Raw genomic sequence first — 14,601 nt, 5'->3', positions numbered from 1 at the left:
TACATAGTAAAATTCAACTTTCACATTTTCTTCACAAGTTTATCATTTTGTATTTTTAAAGAAGAGTGTGTTTTTTTTATACAGGTGTCTATTTTTTACAAAAAACAAATCCATACAATTTTTGCCAATTATATACAATAAAAAATCACCCAATTTTTTCTCTTTTAGAATTTATTTCTTATATATAATCTTTCTCAACGCCGGGCCACAATACTCATGTGGAACAAGTTTAAATCCTTGTTTTATATAAAATTGTTCCTTTCCAACTTCTGCCAACAATTGTACACTTACACGACTTCCCTCACACATATTTTTTTCAATATACTCTAAAATTGAGTTCATGATTGTTGTACCTATCTTTCTACCCTGATATTCAGTTCTGACAACAATATCCACAATAGTAAAATATATGCCGTCACCAACAACTCTGCCCATTCCTATTGCATTATCATTATAAAAAATTACAATTGAATAATATGAATTTTCTAAGGCTTTTTCCGCCTGTTCTTTACTCCAATTATTCCATCCTACAGATTCTCTAAGTGTATAATATGTTTCATAATTCAGTTGATTTTCTTTTATTATATATTCCATTACTACTCCGTTATCTTATATTCCTTTACTCTCGTATGTTCACTACATAATATAATCAATTACAAATCTAGTTTTTTAACAATCTCCAACGTTCTGCTTGAGGCTAGCTCATTCCCATCCAATTTAAACATTGTTTCCTTGTCTACCCATTTGTAACCAATTGTTTCTCCTTCATGTAAAACAATCGAGTCCTTTTCAAAATCCGCCTCACACAAATATACTACATAAAATGAATGGTGGTCATGACAAACAGCACGCCCAATCTCCTTCATTTCACCGCTTAAGCCGGTTTCTTCTTTTAATTCTCTAACTGCTGCTTCTAACTCATCCTCTCCTTGTAACGCGGAACCTCCTGCAGTCAATTCCCATTTTCCGCCGTGATGTTTTCTAAAATCACGTTGCATTAGTAAATATGAGCCATCTGTATGCTTTACTACTATTTCACTTACAAGATGATACGCTCCATCAGGAATGGATTCGCCTCGAATCAATGTCTTATTTTCTATTTTATTAAAATTCTTATTGTATGCATCCCATAGTTCTGCCATTGTAGAACCTCCTTAATTTTAATTGTTTACATTACCCACTACAATTCAATAGGATATATTTCAATAAAAAAATGTTCTGCCACTATCTGTGTTTCAGGATGTGATTTTGCAATATCCAAATTGGAGTCCTACATATATTTGCTCTGCTCTTATAGATAACCTCTTTTCTTTGCTTCGCTAATTAACTTAGGTTGAATCAAAGGATATGTCCACTGACGTATTAAGTCATCGCTTAAAACTATCTTCTCGATTTCACTATGTATCTCCTCAAAAGAAAAAATCTCTGCTGCATAAAGCATTCCAAAAGATTCTTTTGCTGCATTTTCATTTACACACGTTTTTCCTTTTACTGAATATACACAAACTGGTTTTATGTTAAAATCTACAGCTCCTGTTTCTTCTTTTAATTCTCTTACTGCAGTATCTTCAATTTTCTCACCGGTTTCTCTGTGTCCTCCCGGTACTTCAAATGTATCTCTTTCTTTATGCTTGCAAAATACCCATTTACCATTAGATTTTGAAATAATAACAGCAAACTCAAGTAAAGAATCATCTACATCATCATAAAAATTTACTTCAATCATCTCTTCCCTCTTTTCCATTTATAATCTTTTGCTACCAGAATAGATTTATCTCTTTTTACTGCTCTCAATTCTTCCAGCATCACAGGCACATATTCTTCTATAAATTGGTCTAGCATATTTTCCGTTATGAAAACTGTTTCACCCTGAGTTTTATCTGAAAAATCTCCTGCAAAATCTTTCAAGAATCCTTCTATTCTAAACTCTGCAATTTCCATAATTTTTTCTGAATCAAGGTTAATTTTTTCCTGCAAAATATTTTGACAATTGAATTTACTAACTATATAAGAATTTAAAATATGATAATCGTTGTGTAGCATTGAAATTTCTTTCTGACTTTTCGTTATTCTAAACTCATCCCTATGTATAAATTGTCTGTAAAAAACGTCTTCAACCAAATGCATATAATAGCCAAGATACAAGCTATCTTCATTAATCTGCCTGTCAAACTTCTCCCTAAATAAGTTAAAATCAAAATATGTTGTTTCTTCTGTTCTATTGGCAAAATGAGTTTTGTCTCTGTCTTTCAAATTCATATATGCATCAGGCATTATGCTTCCCAATAGAAATCTTTTCTTGTTTTTTAGTTCAATTTCTTCTGAAAAAATCTCCCCTAATAAATAATGTATTAATCTTTGTGCCATCTTTTTCTCCTTATACTGCACTTGATAACCACCTATCATCAAAATACTAATAGATTAAAGTTCTTTTCTCATAATACTATCTTCAATTTCAACATAACCATTCTTCGGATAAAACTTCCATGACTCAAACCATTGCTCTTTAGGTTTACCTAAGTGTACAAGCGTAGCAGTTTTTCCATTTTTCTTAGCGTATTCTTCTGCGGTAGTCAAAAGTTTAGTTCCTATGCCGTTGTGTTTTTGATTACATTTCACAAACAAACGATGAATATAACATTCATTGGAATTATCAATCATTCTCACACCCACACTTCCAATAACTCTGTCATTTTCATCTATGGCAATCCAAAACATTCCGCCCTTATCCTTATAACTTTTTTGGATATCTAACAAATCTTCATTCAGTCCCGGAACTCTTCCCAATGCATCTTTTGCTTCCAATATCATAAAAATAAGGTCATCTCTATACTTTTCTTCAAATGTAATTATTTTCATACTGTCTAACTAACCTGCACTTTCTTAATTGCTTCATTTGTCTTTCTTTTTTAATCTAACAACACTTTTATAAATACTCTATTTTTTATATAATTTCGAAATCGTCAATTTTGCCCTGTTTAACATAATCTATTATCTTCTCTACTTCCCCTATCGCTCTAACTCGTCCTTTTTCATTCGTAAACCAGGTTGTTCTTCTTGTAGAATTATCTTCACCAGGCAAAGAAACTATATTAACACCATCATCTCTAAAAACTCTTTCTGCTATCATAATACTTCGTCTCATATGAAAAGAAGATGTCACGATTGCAATTTTTATACAAGTTTTAAGCATATTATTTTTAATCATTAATTCTCGAGATAATTTCATAATATGAAAAGCAAGTATGTCCTTCCAACCTTCTACTATTTCTTCCAACTCATAAGAAGTTCCTTTTCATTTGTATCATTATCAATACTTTCCGCCTGAACCACAAAATTTTCTCTTTGATAAAATGAAATTGCTTTGTAGTTTTTTTGGTACACACTTAAATGCATTTCATCTTTTAATTTCTTAACATAATTCAATAACTGTTTTCCTATACCTTTTGACCGCATATTCTTTTCAACAAAAATTCCTTCTATATAATCTTTGTTTAATCCTATAAAGCCATTTATTTTTCCTAAATTTTCATATACATATATTTCCGCCTGAGGAAGTATATCCTTAACCATTTCAAAATTATCCATCCAATATTTTTCTGGAATAAAGCTATGTACTTCTACATTTGAATCAAACCATATTTGCATAATTGATGGTAAATCATTTTCTCTGAATTTTCTAATCATATAAAGCCCTCATGTTTATAAAAGTATGTTTTTTATTTATGTCCCATTGTCACTCTTACTTCATATGTTTTTTCTTTACCTATTAACATTTATAATAATGTAAACGCCACCTTAGGCGCTGTTTGAGGACAATACGACGTTATAATATTTTCATCAACTACAACTGGATTATTTTCAACAATCACTCCATATTCAGCCAATTCAATTATATCCCTTATCTAGCCATATAAAATCACCTTCAAACTATATTTTTTCAATTATAGCTTGAAGGTGATTATTTTTAAAGTTACTATTAAATTTAATAGTGACTGTGATATCGGATGGAAAGGTGACCACATTGAAATCTGCCATATCGACAACTATGAAACTCTTAATGGAAATAAATTTGTTATTTAATTTCATTTTGCGGTTAAATAGTATTATTTTTTTGTCTTTACCTTTATCGTCTTGGACCAAATTCCACCAATTTTCTTATATCCTTTTAGAGTGGATACGTCAGTTGTAATACTATATCTTATGTAGTAAGTTGTGTTAGGCTTTAGCTTTTTAATTGCCCTAAGTCCACCACCCTTTTTATCCCATACAGTTTTAGCATTCTTAAATGATTTATTTGTTGAATATTGAACAATATCAACAGGTATCAGCATTTTTTCAAAGGATATCTGTTTTTTCTTTATATTAAGACGCTTCTTTTTCATCTTTGGTGGTCTGTTGTCCAACGAAAGAACTATCTGTGTAGCTTCTGTTGCTCCTGTTTTATAATTTGCTGCAATATTCACCAGAATAGTATTTCTGTTATTTTTAAAATAAGATCTGTTTACAGTAATTGATGTTTTCTTATAATCGGTCTTTTTAAAGAAAGCTTTCGAGTTTTTCCCTATACCGGTATATGTAATGTTATAACCTGTACATCCAGAAGACTTCGACCATGACAATACATATTGATTATTTTTTACATTGCTTACTAAAAGATTTTTTACTTTAGTTTTATTTTCAACCAGCTCTACATCTGTCAGATATTGTGTTCTAACATAAGCTCTTTCACTGTTAAACCATACCGTGGTCCAATTTGAATCACTTTCATTTGGCAACGTTTCTATCTCTGCATCTGCCTGAAGAAGTCCTACAACATTGTCATCATTCGACTCATCCTTTGATTTTCTAACACCAATTTCCTTTAATGTTTTCAAGTTATAAACTTTTTTCATTACAGCGCCCTCTGGCACTTCTGTTCCATTTTTGTAAAGGTTTATGTACTTACTTTTTACATAATAGTAACCATATCCGTTCATTAGATAGTTGGTACTGTTGTCCCCCTGGAATATAACTTTGTAATACAAATCATCTGTATCTGATGTATTAGAATAAAGTCTTCTCGTAGTAACTATATATATTTTCTGATTTATTCCTACTCTATATACATCACCACTATCTGCTGTTCCTGGTATTGGACTAATACCAATAAACCCACATGTTACCTTTCCGTCAGCAACCTTTGTAATGTTTGTGCCTTCTGGTATACGGTTATATTCTTTGTCAAGATCAATCCAGACATTGTTTCTGGATGTTCTATAAAATCCAGGTGGATGTGAAGCTTGTAATAAATATTGGGCACACATAACCGGTGCTCCTGTAAAACTTTTATATCCATTACTCCAAAAAGTAACAGTATTCTTATCATATTCTACTACCTGTAAATTAGCTGTTTCACTTTCCAGATACGCACCGTTAATCCATGTGAAATTTCGATATCCTATAACACTTGAATACAGCACCTTTAAATTTTCAATATTGTCCTGTGGCAGATACTTAGGATCTACTGTTTTACCCTGAATCTTTGTTCCTGCAGGTACTACATCCATGGCAATATGATTTTTCCAATGTGCCACATTGTCAGGACCAACCAGATATGCCCTACCTATTACTTTTATATTTGGACATGCCTGATTAATAAATTCTGTATGATATCTTGACACATCTCCCAGTGCATAGACAGACTCTCTCATACATCTCATTCCAATAAGAAAAACTGCAAAAAACAGAAAGCCACCAATCATCATCTTAAAATGCCTTTTGATTTTGCTCATACACATCTCCTTTCTCTATTTTATTTTTGTGTTCCGTTCACTAATGTCTTACATCTCATAATGCATAAACATTGTCTCCTTGTCTAATAACTATTAGATCACTTTTATGCTACTTTTTCATTAATATTTTCTACATCAGGAATGCTATCTTTTGTGGTTTCAATAATTTTACAAAAATTGTCCATTAAATGTGACAGCCATTTATCTTCATATCGTGCTTCTGTAATATCATTTGTTTCTATATTAATAAATATCCTTATAAACTGGAATTTTCAAATTAGTCTTTGCAAATAACCTTTGAACCTTCACCATCAATTACAATTCCCTGCCGGTTGTTAATTGGGCATAGATTCAAATCCGAAAACTCAGTCATTATTTTCTCGGTAACTTTCTTAAATGGTGCTGTAAGATAATGCGGAAGAACATAGAAATCAATCAAATCAAGCCCTGCATCATCTTCTTGGGAGTAGTCCTCCGGCTTTTCATCCATTTGCTCGATATATTGGATGCTTGGAGCGCATATAATCGCACCTGCCGATTCACCAATCATCAGTTTTTCCTTTGCCAATTCTTTCTTCAACAGCTCATCCGTTCCCGTTTTACGGAGCTGGTCTATAAGGAAAAAAGAATTTCCGCCGGTAAAATATATCACATCCGCATCTTCAAAAACAGACTGTATCGTTGAATAAGCCTCCGTTGAAATATCAATTTCAGTTACGATTGCTCCCAACTTTTTGAATAATTTTCGAGCCGAACCGACATAACCGGTGTAGCCTTCACGCAGCGAAGCTGTTGGAATAAATGCGACTTTCTTATTTTCAATTTCTTCCTTTATCAGACTTCCTACACTTGAAAAATGCGAACATAAAAATAGTTTCATCAATATTCTCCTTTATAAACTCCGATTTATCCATTTCCCTATTTTATTTCTCTCACAATAATACATTGCAGTTTCTAAATTTCCATATTTAATATTTTCCATCTCTTCTAACATTTTAAAATTTACCCGTCTAATTCCTTATTATCGTTAATAAAACTGGAAATTACTATTGCTTATTCTTTCTTCTATAAATTTTTCTTACAAACAGTTCATTATTTTCAGATGTTTCTACAATAGATATATTAAAATTATTGTCATCAAATTCTGGGAAAAAGACATCCCCTTGCTCTACATTTATATTAATCTCAGTAATGTACATTACGTCCACTAGTGGTATGGCTTCTTTGTATACTCCATAGCCACCGGCTATATATACATCTTTTCCTTTTGCAAATTCTATAGCCTCTTTTACACTAGATGCTGTATGAAGATTTTCACCTATATATTTTTTAGTATTCGAAATAACTATCGTTTCTCTATTTGGAAGCGGGCGACCAATTTCATCGTATGAATTTCGTCCCATTATTACAACATTTCCTGTTGTAAGTTCCTTGAATTGTTTTTGTTCTCCCTTTATTTTCCACGGAATTTTTCCATTTTTTCCAATAACATTATTTTTTGAACGGGCTACTATTAAACCTATCATATAAATTTTCTCCTTATATAAAAGTTTTTACGAGACTAATTTCTCTGGTTTACCTTTTCAATATAATAATCCAGTTTTTGTTTCATCCGTAATTATATGCTCTATTCCTGAATGTTCCTTACTAAGATATCCCTTTAGAAAAGTTGGAAATGCTTTGTATTTATCCAAATCTTTTATTGGTATCCAATGCATTGTTTCTCTTACTCCCTGGCTATAACTATCACTATTAAGCTGTTTTGTTCCTCTAGGCTTCATCAAATAGTACATTGATATTTCATGGCAATCCATTCCTTTTAAAGTTCCCTGATTTTCATTGAAGAAATTTTCGTGAATAACTGCAAGGCGTTCAATTTCATATTCTACACCTGTTTCCTCAAGCACTTCTCTTTTTACTGCCTGCTCAGATGTTTCTCCAACATGAACTCCACCACCGATTGAGTAATAATAATCGTCTATTTCATTTCCTGCAAATAGCACACAACCTTCTTCAATTATTATTGCTGCTGCACGATATCTAAACCATTTATTTTCTCTTGTAAATCCACAATCCTGCATATTCTTTCTCCTCTAATCTTATAATTGTGTATAGTTTTTGATTTGACAAAATACTTATAAACATAACTTTATAGATTCAACAGATATAGTATGCTATCCCTGTCCGGATAGGAATATGGTACTGGTAGTTCTTCTGAATTAATTCTTTTAAAACCAGCTTTTTCATAAAACCTATGTGAGATATGAGCAACCGCAGGTGTATCCAAAATTATATGCTCAATACCTTTGCTGTTAGCATACTTCAAAAGTTCATTGTATAATGAAAGTCCTACTTTCTGTGAACGAAACGCCTTCTCTACAAAAAATTTTTTCAAAACAGTACAATTTTTCTCCTTCAACATGAGTCCGATTGTACCAATTACTCTGTCATCGGATAAAGCAACCCAAAATTATCCTTTACAAACCGACATTCTACTATTTATTCCAAATCATAAGATTTTCTTTTAATTTTCTAATCGTATAAAGCCATAATGTTTATATAAGTATGATTTTTATTTTACATAATATATTACCATCGCTCACTTTCAATAGCAATTTATTTCCCTAGTAATCTTCTTTTTCGCGTAAAATATATGTGTTATATTATTTAAGCTTAAGTTTTATTATTTAACTATTATTTAAATTTTCTATTATTTAAAAATTGACCATTACCGCTTCCCGACTGTATATAAGGTGAAAGGAGAAACAATTCAAATTATGAGTACTCAGCAATTCGAAGAGAAATACTACAAGTACAAGGATCTTCTTTTCAGAATAATCTTCACATATGTAAAAAATCCAAATGACGCTGAAGATATTTTGCAGGAAGTTTTTACAAAACTTTATTGTAGTAACAAAGCTTTTGAAACAGATGAACATGAAAAAAGATGGCTCATTAGAATTTCAATTAATCTCTCCAAAAATCACCTGAAATTATTTTGGAATAAGAAACGAGATATTTTTAATCACGAAAATATACCTGAACATTCTTTTTCTTTTGAACAAAATGATTTATTGCAAATGGTTCTGAATCTGCCTGATAAATGTAAAGCTCCAATGTATCTTCATTATTACGAGGGTTACTCATGCAGGCAAATTGGTGAAATACTTGGCTGTAAAGAATCAGCAATTAAAATGAGATTAAAAAAAGGACGTGAGCTCTTAAAAATGAATTTAGAGGAGGATAAACAGTATGGATGTTAATGAATATAAAAAAGTATATGATGAAATTAAAACATCTGATAAAATCGACAACAAAATATTAAATTCTGTTAAGGATACAAAAAAGAAACATTCTTATCCGCGATTACTTAAAGTTGCTTCTATTGCACTAGCCTGTATTTTATTATCAAATGGCAGTGTTTATGCAATTAACTATATTTTACATATGGATTCACACGTTAAAAATAAGGTTATTAAAACTACAGAGAAAGAAACACATGAACAATATCTTATTAAAAACGGATATGACACTATTTATACTGATTCAAATTTAAAAAACATTAAGTGTGAAGATAAAGGTATTTCCGTCGAACTTGTGGAAACTGTAGCTGACAATAATATTGCATACGTTTATTTTAAGGTTGATTATGGAAAATGGAAAAAAACTGTAGAAGATATGGGCTATGATTTGGTTGATGTCTTTATGGACGTTGATTTTTATTGTACAAAATCTAATGGTAAACAAGTTGGTTTGTCGTGGGCAACAGGATATGCTAATCATTATAAATCAGATGATACAAGTTACACTTATGGTTTTGATGTTGATAATGAACGTGATTTAGATTTTGAAAATATTACTATGGAAATAAAATCTTTTTACGCTACAGGTCATACAGTTTATTCTGAAGATGAAACTTTTGTAAATGGCAATTGGAAAATATCATGGGATTTAAAACATGGTACTGAAGAACTCAGAAAAACATTTAATAGGGAAATTGATTTAGGCGAAAAATATAATAACAAAAAGGTTTATATTAATGAAATAATTATCACACCTATTGAATACACAATCTACTATTCATACCATAAAGGTGAAAAAAACACTTTACCACTGATAGATGTAATAGATGAACTTAATACCGGTATTGCAACATTAAATATTAAAGGTAAAGAAATCTCGCCTAAGGTTATTTCTCAGATTGATTCTGTGGAAAATGGTGGCAAGCGTTCTAAATACACTGTATTCACCGGAGTTATTGGAAATCTCAATGATATTAATTCTGTAACACTTCCGGGTAATAATACCTTTGACATGACTGAATAAAATAAATACTGTTTAGTTTTTTATACACAAAAGCAAAAAGTAAAGTTTTATGCACAAGTTCTTACCCTATATAATAAAATAAGCATATTTTAACGTCAGTTAGAATATGCTTATTTTTATTCTTCTCGCAATTTTATATTATGCTACCACAAAATCAACATCTTTCTATCAAGCGTAAATTGGTTCAAAATCATCTGCGCCATGTCCACAAACCGGGCATACATAATCTTTAGGCAACTCACTTCCTTCATATACATAATTGCAGATTTTACATCTCCAGCCTACTATTTTTCTTCCGTTACTTTCATCATCCTTTTTAGGCTTTGGTTTTATTTCATTTTGATATTGTGCATAAGTCAATGGTTCTTTTTCACTTAAAACTTTTGCATCTGTAACTTCTGCAATAAACAAAGTGTGTGTTCCAAGGTCATGCTTTTCAACAACCTTACCACTTATAACTGCACATGACTGCCATCCAAGATAAGGAATTCCTTCATTATCAGTTGGTGGTGTAATATTTGAGAACTTGTTCACATCTCTTCCTGATTGGAAACCAAAATGCTTTATAGACTCAAACGTACAATCACTATCTAAAATGCTAACTGCTAAAATTCCGCTCTTTTTAATTAATTCACATGTATAATTACTGTTAAGCACCGACACGGCTATTCTAACCGGATTATTAGCCACCTGAATACATGTATTTGTAATACATCCATTAACCACATCCCCTGCCTTAGTGGATACCATAAATACACCATAAGTCAAGTTATAAATTGCCTTCTTATCCATATTAATTCCTCCAAATTTTATTTATGTTCACTGTTCTATTTAGTTATTCTGTATTTTCTCATTAGTGCCTTCTGGTATTCCTCATCATTTACTGCTTTTTCAAGTTCTTCATATTTATTTTCTGATATTAGCATTTTTATCAGCTTACTCATATCGTCTATTCCTTCTTTTCTTCCTTCTTCCTTTCCATTCTTATACTGCTGATTTAATTCCATCTGATATGACATATACTCTCGCCTCCATTGGTCATTTCTTTTGGCTTCAAACACTTTCTGATCAATTTCTTAGCAAGTTTGCTTTCCGGTTCTTTGCCATCGAAATAATCTAATAATAATTTCAACTCTTTGCTTATGCCGCTTCTATCTCCCTTGGTATTTAAGAAAATTTTATGTGTTCCGTCATTTAATTTTAATTCCGGCTTATTAATACATATATTTTCAAATTCATACATACTTTTATTGCTTTCAAAAAAATCAAAAGTGCAAATAAAAATTACATAACTTGTATTAAGTATATCATATGCTTCACCTTTTTCAATCAGGTTTAAATCAATAATATCCTGATAATATCGTGATCTTTTAGGTAGTTCTTCATATTTTGTCGTTTGCATTTCTAAGTTAAAAACCATATTTTCATCATCTTCAACATATATGTCCAGTCTTACTCCCTTTGACCCCAATGAAATTTGAATTGTATCCTCATAATCCAAATATTTTATCTCTCAAATTTTAATATTTAATATCTGTTCCAACATTGTCTTACATAAATCTTTATTAGACATTACTTTTGCAAACATAAATGAATCCGTAATATCCAATTCCTCATACTTTTTCATCAATTAATAACCCTCCATTAGCTCATTATATTTTTCACATACAATAAACGATGTTATACAAATTGTCAACTTTTTGTTTGTGCTACATCTCAATATGGTTATTTCTTTAATCCTACATTTTTTCTCCACATCATAATAAAAGGCGTTCTATGAAGCTATTACACCATAGAACGCCTTTTATTAACTTTTTAATCGTCTAATATATATATCAATTAACATTACTACCTATATCCCTATAATTGGTTAATCATAATATTCATATGATATTTTTTCCCTATAACTGTTAGTACACAAACCGCTACAATAAAAATAATTGAAATTAGTCCATGACTTCCCATATAATTGGTACCGGCTGAACTTGAGAACTCTCCAACATTTGCCTGTGCTTCCTTGCTGGACAAGAAATCATCCATCGATAAATAATAAGCTCTTTATTTGTGAGAATAAATAATTTGTGCGTTTTTGTTTCTAAATCCATTTTCAGACAAATATTACCGTATCAATTTCAAAATTGAAATTTAATCTAATTTCAATCCACTAAGTAAACTTCCTAAAGAAGTTCCAATACTTTCCACTTCCTGCATGTTGTTTTTTATTTTCTCTTCTTCCTGAATTCTTTTTTCTTCCAACAAATCTTTAATACTTAAACTTATCTTTCCGCCATCATTTTTAATGACTTTTGCCTTCACAATCTGTCCTACTTCCAGAGCTTCTTTTGGAGATTTAATATGATCCATGGAAATCTGTGAAATATGCACCAAACCTGTCACATCGTTTCCTAAGTCTACAAAAGCACCATATGGCTGAATAGATTCTACTTTTCCTTCAACAACAGAACCAACCTCTATCTTTGAAACAGCCATCTCTCGCTGCGCCTTTCTGGCAGCTGCACTTTCTTCACGAAGAATTTCTCTGGCTGATAAAACGAGTTTGTTTTTTTCCATATCCGCTTCAATAACACGAACTCTAATATCTCTGCCTAACCAATCATTTGTATCTTCCACATGATTAATATCTAATCTGCTAACCGGGATAAATCCTCGCACACCTTCCACTAAAGCAATCACACCTTTATTTACGATTCCAGAAATCGTAACCGACAGAATAGTTCCTGCCTCCTTATATTCATTAATCTTTTCCCATGCCAACAAAGTATCTGTATCATACTCTCCATTTCCCATATGTGCATAAGACTCTTCTAGTGCCTGTCCTAAATCTTCCATTCTTTCTATTTCATTTTCTGCTACATTGTCCATTGTTTTTTCTTCCATTGTGCCTCTCCTTATCACAAATTTTTATTTATCTGGAGTCATTGTATCATATTCTCATATAAGGTGCAAAAAGTGTGTACCACAGGAGTTTTTTTCTGTAAGCTAAAGCATTCTTTATCTCACCGGCATAGTAAAACGAAAACAGCTATCCCATTCCTTTTCAAGAGCCTGAAAAAGATATGTAATTTCTTTGCTCTCATTCTTTTCTACTATCTGTTTCACTGTTCTGTTCCTCACTTTCCTTTGATCTTTTGTAAAATAAAAATGCCCTCTTAAACTTCCGGCACAAAACCGAAATTTAATAAGGCATTTATTTTATTGTTGTTGGTTATTGATCAATTTCCTTGACACAATTATTTTATCAAAGGTGTGAAGGGATGTCGAATTCAAATATGGTCATTATTGTTAATCCATATTTTTCCATAAAATAATAATTTATCGGATTAGCATATCAATTGTGTCTTCTACAATATCAACAAAAAATCCTCAATAATTAATTTTTTATCAATGGCAATATAACAAAAACCAATTATATCAATGGCTTTATCCCGACTTTTCGTGTAAACCACCCAATCAGTCTCTGTGCAAATTTTAAATTAACTATTACAATAACATGTTTCTCCTCCCTTACACAGTATTATATATGTTGCTAAAAACATTAACATATGTCCCATACTCTCAAATGCAACTGAAATGTCATTGCACCATACAACCGGTATGCGTTTCATAATTTCACATAAAATCAATCCTCCCAACGGTTGAAAACATACCATCCATCTTGGCAATGCAAATCGTCTGGTAACAATTAAATAAATTATTACAATCGACATTCCAACATCCATAATTAAGTAATAAACCATAAATGGTATAATTATGTACATTCCAACCTGATTTGTTATTTCTGCAGCCTGTTCAAATGTATTTTTCTGTCCATAAACCACCTTGAAAATAATTGGCAATAAGCAACACATAACATGAATAAAAAATACAGCTATTAATCCTGCTGCCGAACTTATTTGAAACAAACGGTTCATTCCTAAAGCATACCCCTGTGGTTTTCTTTTACATGCATCTTCTACTATTTTTCTTAACTTCATAAGTCCAATCCAATATAAAGGCATTGCCACTGCGGCCAAAAGTATTGATACCTCAAATCTCCACATAGACATTTTAGGCCAATTTGAATTAACGAATGCACCAATTTCTTCATTGCCACTTCCTTTTACATCCAAAAGCCAATCACCAATCATAAATAATACCATTGAAACTATTCCTAATACTATTGCTCTCCTATTCTTTTTTCCCATTTTTTCTCCTCTTTCTGTAACCAATTTTAGAAGAAAATTGATTACCTGCCTGCAGCCGGTTATCTTTCCTGATGAAAGTCTCCAAATCCATCAGTAGTACAAATTACGACATGCTTTTAAATGACGTTTGCGTTAGGTTAGTCATATCTAACTTCTTTATATTAGTCGAAAACACATTGTTTGTCAAACAATTCTAATAACTTGCTCAGAAAGATAAAGATTTTCGCTATTAATAGTTTGATATATACATATATCCAAAGAAATGCTTTTTTATATTGTCTTTTATCCTTATTATA

General features: G+C 31.4%; 18 protein-coding genes and 3 pseudogenes. 2 read left to right on the top strand and 19 right to left on the bottom strand.

Annotation, left to right across the window (positions count from 1 at the left end; translation table 11 throughout):
- Positions 1-171: 171 nt before the first annotated feature.
- The 13 genes and pseudogenes from CCC31_RS11195 to CCC31_RS11135 form a co-directional block, all read right to left on the bottom strand.
- Positions 172-594: a GNAT family N-acetyltransferase gene (locus tag CCC31_RS11195; RefSeq protein WP_290851629.1), complete on the bottom strand. Its 423-nt coding sequence runs from the start codon at positions 592-594 to the stop codon at positions 172-174.
- Positions 595-653: 59 nt separating this feature from the next.
- Positions 654-1,142: an NUDIX domain-containing protein gene (locus CCC31_RS11190; RefSeq protein ID WP_290851627.1), complete on the bottom strand. Its 489-nt coding sequence runs from the start codon at positions 1,140-1,142 to the stop codon at positions 654-656.
- A 149-nt stretch (positions 1,143-1,291) separates the two neighbouring features.
- Positions 1,292-1,726 (bottom strand): NUDIX domain-containing protein, encoded by a 435-nt coding sequence (locus CCC31_RS11185; protein ID WP_290851626.1) that lies wholly within the window; start codon positions 1,724-1,726, stop codon positions 1,292-1,294.
- The gene (locus tag CCC31_RS11180) at positions 1,723-2,367 is read right to left on the bottom strand and encodes a zinc dependent phospholipase C family protein (protein WP_290851624.1); all 645 of its coding nucleotides are present in this window, start codon (positions 2,365-2,367) and stop codon (positions 1,723-1,725) included. The genes CCC31_RS11185 and CCC31_RS11180 overlap by 4 nt, the downstream gene beginning before the upstream one ends.
- Before the next feature lie 54 nt (positions 2,368-2,421).
- On the bottom strand, positions 2,422-2,859 hold the full coding sequence (locus tag CCC31_RS11175) for a GNAT family N-acetyltransferase (RefSeq protein ID WP_290851622.1): 438 nt from the start codon (positions 2,857-2,859) through the stop codon (positions 2,422-2,424).
- An 85-nt stretch (positions 2,860-2,944) separates the two neighbouring features.
- Entirely contained in the window at positions 2,945-3,229 is a 285-nt protein-coding gene (locus CCC31_RS11170) for an ElyC/SanA/YdcF family protein (RefSeq protein ID WP_147586068.1), read from the bottom strand.
- A gap of 35 nt (positions 3,230-3,264) precedes the next feature.
- Positions 3,265-3,687, bottom strand: coding sequence for an N-acetyltransferase (locus tag CCC31_RS11165; RefSeq protein WP_290851621.1), 423 nt, complete (start codon positions 3,685-3,687; stop codon positions 3,265-3,267).
- Between the two features lie 89 nt (positions 3,688-3,776).
- A pseudogene (locus tag CCC31_RS11160) lies at positions 3,777-3,890 on the bottom strand (DJ-1 family protein); the annotation flags it as partial.
- Positions 3,891-4,106: 216 nt separating this feature from the next.
- Positions 4,107-5,774 (bottom strand): hypothetical protein, encoded by a 1,668-nt coding sequence (locus tag CCC31_RS11155; RefSeq protein WP_290851619.1) that lies wholly within the window; start codon positions 5,772-5,774, stop codon positions 4,107-4,109.
- 277 nt (positions 5,775-6,051) lie between these two features.
- Positions 6,052-6,654 carry a Type 1 glutamine amidotransferase-like domain-containing protein gene (locus tag CCC31_RS11150; protein WP_290851617.1) on the bottom strand — a complete coding sequence of 201 codons (603 nt, stop codon included), beginning with the start codon at positions 6,652-6,654 and terminating at the stop codon, positions 6,052-6,054.
- Positions 6,655-6,877: 223 nt separating this feature from the next.
- A pseudogene (locus CCC31_RS11145) lies at positions 6,878-7,300 on the bottom strand (dihydrofolate reductase); the annotation flags it as partial.
- A 57-nt stretch (positions 7,301-7,357) separates the two neighbouring features.
- Positions 7,358-7,855: an NUDIX hydrolase gene (locus CCC31_RS11140; protein ID WP_290851615.1), complete on the bottom strand. Its 498-nt coding sequence runs from the start codon at positions 7,853-7,855 to the stop codon at positions 7,358-7,360.
- A 68-nt stretch (positions 7,856-7,923) separates the two neighbouring features.
- A pseudogene (locus CCC31_RS11135) lies at positions 7,924-8,232 on the bottom strand (GNAT family N-acetyltransferase); the annotation flags it as partial.
- Between the two features lie 319 nt (positions 8,233-8,551).
- On the opposite strand from CCC31_RS11135, the gene CCC31_RS11130 reads away from it, so the two are divergent.
- Complete coding sequence (locus CCC31_RS11130; RefSeq protein ID WP_290851614.1) at positions 8,552-9,037, top strand: sigma-70 family RNA polymerase sigma factor; 486 nt, start codon at positions 8,552-8,554, stop codon at positions 9,035-9,037.
- A complete protein-coding gene (locus CCC31_RS11125) occupies positions 9,027-10,100 on the top strand; it encodes a DUF4179 domain-containing protein (RefSeq protein WP_290851611.1) in 1,074 nt (357 codons plus the stop codon). The genes CCC31_RS11130 and CCC31_RS11125 overlap by 11 nt, the downstream gene beginning before the upstream one ends.
- 168 nt (positions 10,101-10,268) lie before the next feature.
- On the opposite strand, the gene CCC31_RS11120 is transcribed toward CCC31_RS11125, so the two are convergent.
- The 6 genes from CCC31_RS11120 to CCC31_RS11095 all read right to left on the bottom strand — a co-directional run bounded on the left by CCC31_RS11120 (position 10,269) and on the right by CCC31_RS11095 (position 14,305).
- On the bottom strand, positions 10,269-10,892 hold the full coding sequence (locus CCC31_RS11120) for a flavin reductase (protein ID WP_022088047.1): 624 nt from the start codon (positions 10,890-10,892) through the stop codon (positions 10,269-10,271).
- Positions 10,893-10,927: 35 nt separating this feature from the next.
- Positions 10,928-11,119 carry a hypothetical protein gene (locus CCC31_RS11115; RefSeq protein ID WP_290851608.1) on the bottom strand — a complete coding sequence of 64 codons (192 nt, stop codon included), beginning with the start codon at positions 11,117-11,119 and terminating at the stop codon, positions 10,928-10,930.
- The gene (locus CCC31_RS11110; protein WP_290851606.1) at positions 11,098-11,601 is read right to left on the bottom strand and encodes an Rpn family recombination-promoting nuclease/putative transposase; all 504 of its coding nucleotides are present in this window, start codon (positions 11,599-11,601) and stop codon (positions 11,098-11,100) included. The genes CCC31_RS11115 and CCC31_RS11110 overlap by 22 nt, the downstream gene beginning before the upstream one ends.
- A 359-nt stretch (positions 11,602-11,960) precedes the next feature.
- Entirely contained in the window at positions 11,961-12,140 is a 180-nt protein-coding gene (locus tag CCC31_RS11105) for a hypothetical protein (RefSeq protein ID WP_290851604.1), read from the bottom strand.
- Between the two features lie 105 nt (positions 12,141-12,245).
- Complete coding sequence (locus CCC31_RS11100) at positions 12,246-12,998, bottom strand: S1 RNA-binding domain-containing protein (RefSeq protein ID WP_290851602.1); 753 nt, start codon at positions 12,996-12,998, stop codon at positions 12,246-12,248.
- A gap of 596 nt (positions 12,999-13,594) precedes the next feature.
- Positions 13,595-14,305, bottom strand: a complete 711-nt coding sequence (locus CCC31_RS11095) for a DUF6796 family protein (protein WP_290851600.1) — start codon at positions 14,303-14,305, stop codon at positions 13,595-13,597.
- Between the last annotated feature and the right edge of the window lie 296 nt (positions 14,306-14,601).

The organism is Eubacterium sp. LMAG:50, assembly GCF_008680265.1.
GTDB lineage: Bacteria > Bacillota > Clostridia > Lachnospirales > Lachnospiraceae > Eubacterium_U > Eubacterium_U album.
This window is presented reverse-complemented; position numbering and strand designations above follow the sequence as displayed.

What these genes read in the sequence shown, in the direction of transcription:
- CCC31_RS11130 (WP_290851614.1), top strand. Translation starts at nt 8,552, where the DNA reads ATGAGTACTCAGCAATTCGAAGAGAAATACTACAAGTACAAGGATCTT.
- CCC31_RS11185 (WP_290851626.1), bottom strand. Translation starts at nt 1,726, where the DNA reads ATGATTGAAGTAAATTTTTATGATGATGTAGATGATTCTTTACTTGAG.
- CCC31_RS11120 (WP_022088047.1), bottom strand. Translation starts at nt 10,892, where the DNA reads ATGGATAAGAAGGCAATTTATAACTTGACTTATGGTGTATTTATGGTA.
- CCC31_RS11170 (WP_147586068.1), bottom strand. Translation starts at nt 3,229, where the DNA reads ATGAAATTATCTCGAGAATTAATGATTAAAAATAATATGCTTAAAACT.
- CCC31_RS11190 (WP_290851627.1), bottom strand. Translation starts at nt 1,142, where the DNA reads ATGGCAGAACTATGGGATGCATACAATAAGAATTTTAATAAAATAGAA.
- CCC31_RS11140 (WP_290851615.1), bottom strand. Translation starts at nt 7,855, where the DNA reads ATGCAGGATTGTGGATTTACAAGAGAAAATAAATGGTTTAGATATCGT.
- CCC31_RS11150 (WP_290851617.1), bottom strand. Translation starts at nt 6,654, where the DNA reads ATGAAACTATTTTTATGTTCGCATTTTTCAAGTGTAGGAAGTCTGATA.
- CCC31_RS11195 (WP_290851629.1), bottom strand. Translation starts at nt 594, where the DNA reads ATGGAATATATAATAAAAGAAAATCAACTGAATTATGAAACATATTAT.
- CCC31_RS11100 (WP_290851602.1), bottom strand. Translation starts at nt 12,998, where the DNA reads ATGGAAGAAAAAACAATGGACAATGTAGCAGAAAATGAAATAGAAAGA.
- CCC31_RS11125 (WP_290851611.1), top strand. Translation starts at nt 9,027, where the DNA reads ATGGATGTTAATGAATATAAAAAAGTATATGATGAAATTAAAACATCT.
- CCC31_RS11115 (WP_290851608.1), bottom strand. Translation starts at nt 11,119, where the DNA reads ATGTCATATCAGATGGAATTAAATCAGCAGTATAAGAATGGAAAGGAA.
- CCC31_RS11105 (WP_290851604.1), bottom strand. Translation starts at nt 12,140, where the DNA reads ATGGATGATTTCTTGTCCAGCAAGGAAGCACAGGCAAATGTTGGAGAG.
- CCC31_RS11175 (WP_290851622.1), bottom strand. Translation starts at nt 2,859, where the DNA reads ATGAAAATAATTACATTTGAAGAAAAGTATAGAGATGACCTTATTTTT.
- CCC31_RS11180 (WP_290851624.1), bottom strand. Translation starts at nt 2,367, where the DNA reads ATGGCACAAAGATTAATACATTATTTATTAGGGGAGATTTTTTCAGAA.
- CCC31_RS11165 (WP_290851621.1), bottom strand. Translation starts at nt 3,687, where the DNA reads ATGATTAGAAAATTCAGAGAAAATGATTTACCATCAATTATGCAAATA.
- CCC31_RS11155 (WP_290851619.1), bottom strand. Translation starts at nt 5,774, where the DNA reads ATGAGCAAAATCAAAAGGCATTTTAAGATGATGATTGGTGGCTTTCTG.
- CCC31_RS11095 (WP_290851600.1), bottom strand. Translation starts at nt 14,305, where the DNA reads ATGGGAAAAAAGAATAGGAGAGCAATAGTATTAGGAATAGTTTCAATG.